Annotated in this window: 1 protein-coding gene; it reads left to right on the forward strand. The window is 72.0% G+C overall.

The window, feature by feature from the left end; all coding sequences use genetic code 11:
- On the forward strand, positions 1 to 2660 hold a 2660-nt coding region (locus OOT08_RS09645), incomplete at its 5' end, for a DUF7927 domain-containing protein (RefSeq protein ID WP_442916214.1).
- Between the last annotated feature and the right edge of the window lie 295 nt (positions 2661 to 2955).

Below are 2955 nucleotides of genomic sequence, written 5' to 3' on the forward strand. Positions count from 1 at the left end.
CTGTGCTCGGTGCCGATGTCTCCGTGCAGAAGACCTCGAACCCGGCGGACGGCCAGCCGGTGATCGCCGGGCAGGCGGTGGACTACACCCTCACCTTCACCAACAGCGGGGGCGCGGTCGGCGCGGTGGACTGGACCGACGACCTGAGCGGGGTCCTCGACGATGCGGGAATCACGAAGGAGCCGGTCGCGGACCCGAGCGGCGCGCTGACCGCGACGCGGACCGGCGCGAAGATCCGAGTCGTGGGCGACCTGGCCGCGGGTGACACCGTCACCGTTCGCTACCAGGTCACCGTCAAGAAGGACGGCGAGCGGGGCGACGACCTGCTCGGCAACGTGGTCGTGGAGACCGGCACGACCCCGCCGGGCGAGTGCCTGCCTGAGGACGAGCACTGCACCGAACACCCGGTGCACCAGCCGGATATCTCCGCGACAAAGACCTCGGACCCGGCCCCCGGCACCGTGCTGCTCGCGGGCGAGGAGGTCACCTACGCGCTGACCTTCACGAACGCGGGCGACGCGGCCGGGCCGGTCGACTTCGTCGATGTGCTCACCAAGATCGTTGATCAGGCGACGCAACAGGGCGACGTGACGGTCTCCGATCCCGCGCTCACCGCGGCCCTCGATCCCGCCGACCCGGAGCTGCTCCGGGTCACGGGGGACCTGGCCGCCGGGCAGCAGGTCACGGTGACCTACACCTTCCGGCTCAATCCCGAGCTGCCCCACGGGGAACGGATGCAGAACTTCCTGCTCACCGGGGCCGAGTGGGATGCGGGACTCCTGCCCGGCGTGTGCCTGCCCGAGAACCCGCGGTGCACCGATCACCCGGCGGTGATGCCGGACCTGGACGTCTGGAAGACCGCTGATCCGGCCTCCGGGGAGGCCGTGAGTGCGGGCCAGGAGGTCACCTACACGCTGCACTTCCGGAACTACGGCCCGGCATCGGCCTTTGTGAAGCACTCCGATTCGCTCGTCGATGTCCTCGACGACGCGGAGATGGTCACGCCCCCGACGGTCAGCGGTGCGCCGCTCCACCTGAGCTACACGGACGCCCCCGGCGCGGAGGTACTCCGCCTCACCGGGGAGCTTCGCCAGAGCGACGGGGAGGTCACCGTGAGCTACACGGTTCGGGTGAAGCCTGACGCGGACCGCGAGCGGGAGGGCAACCACTCCCTGGCGAACGCGATCCTCGCGGACGGCGAGGAACCGCCGATCACCTGCGCCCCGGAGACCCCGAACTGCACGGTGCACCCCGTGCCGAATATCGAGGCCGAGAAGCGGGCGACGCCCGCCTCCGGGGAGACGGTGAGCGAGGGGCAGGAGATCACCTACTCCCTGAGCTTCCGCAACTCCGGCACCGCGCCGGGGCCGGTCGCCCACCGGGACTCGCTGAGCGATGTCCTCGACGACGCCGAGCTCATCGCGGGCCCAACGGTATCGGGCGAGGGAGTGACCGCGACCCTGGTCGGCGATGACATCGTCATTGCCGGTCAGCTCGCGGCCGGGGCAGAGGCGAGCGTGGACTACACGGTTCGGGTGCGGCCCGACGCCGAGCGTGCCCAGGGGGGCAACAACCTCCTGGCGAACGTGCTCGTTGCCGAGGGCACGGAGCCACCGACGGTCTGCGAGCCCGGCGACACGGGGTGCACCTGGCACCCCGTGCCCCTGATTTCTGCGGAGAAGTCGGTTGACCCGGAGAGCGGCTCCGTGGTCGCCCCGGGGCAGACGGTCACCTACTCCCTGCTCTTCCGGAACACGGGCACCGCTTCGGGAACCGTCGCATACGAGGACCTGCTGAGCGGGGTCCTTGATGATGCGGTGCTCACCGAGGGTCCGACCGTGACCTCGGGCGGGGTGACGGCCGCCCTGGACGGCGAACGTCTCGTCATCGGGGGCAGCCTGGACGCCGGGGCGGAGGCCACCGTGTCCTATACGGTTCGCGTCCTGACCGCGGCCGAGCGCGGCGATCACGTGTTGGCGAACGTCGTGCTGAAGCCCGGCACGGAGCCGCCCACGGTCTGTGACCCGGAGACCGGGACGTGCACCGTCAACCCGGTCGGCGAGATTGTCGCAACGAAGGCCGTCGATCCCGCGAGCGGCACGACCGTCTCGGCCGGGGACACCCTGCGCTACACGCTCACCTTCCGGAACGTGGGGGCTGGGGCCGCGGTCGTCAGCGCCGTGGACGACCTCACGGACGTGCTTGACGACGCCGATCTGGTCGCGGCCCCGGTGGCCACCGGGGCGCTGCGCGCCGAGGGACCGGAGCAGAACGAGCTCCGGATTTCGGGGACGCTCGCCGGGGGCGCGGTCGAGACCGTGCGCTACTCGGTGACGGTGCGCGACGCGGCAGAGCAGGGGAACGGACTCCTGGCGAACGTGCTCCTGGAGTCGGGGGAGAAGCCGCCGACGACCTGTGAGCCGGAGTCGGAGCGCTGCACCCAGAACCCGGTCGCACCCCCCGTGACCCCGCCCACCACGCCCCCCGGGGTCACGCAGCCTCCGCTGGGTGAGACCGGCGGCGCGAGCCCGCTGCCCTGGGTGCTCGGCGGATCCGGGGTCCTCCTTGCCGGGGCGGCCCTGATCTGGCTCGCCCGCCGCCGCGCCGCGGGCCGAAACCCGGCGGAGCCGCAGGAGACGCCCGGCGATCCGCTCGGCTAGGCGCGGGTCGAAACCCGGGGGCGGGGCAGCCGGTGGGCTGCCCCGCCCCCGGGTGCGCCCGTGCCCCCGTGTGCCAACGGCTGTGCGTGCCGGCGGCGGTGTCCGACGCTCTCTGGCGGCGTGGAACTCTGGCGGTGCGCGACGCTGCCGTGCTGGCGTGCGCGGCTCGGGGAAAAGAGAACGGGACCCGGCCGAAGCCGGGTCCCGTGGTGACGCTGGGGTCGCGGGTGCCTTAGACCTCGTCCGAGGCCACCCACAGCTCGTCATCGGCCCGGAAGGCCTGCCAGAGGGCATA

Origin of the sequence: Leucobacter sp. M11, assembly GCF_035726885.1 — a bacterium.
In the GTDB taxonomy this organism is placed as follows: domain Bacteria; phylum Actinomycetota; class Actinomycetes; order Actinomycetales; family Microbacteriaceae; genus JAPFRB01.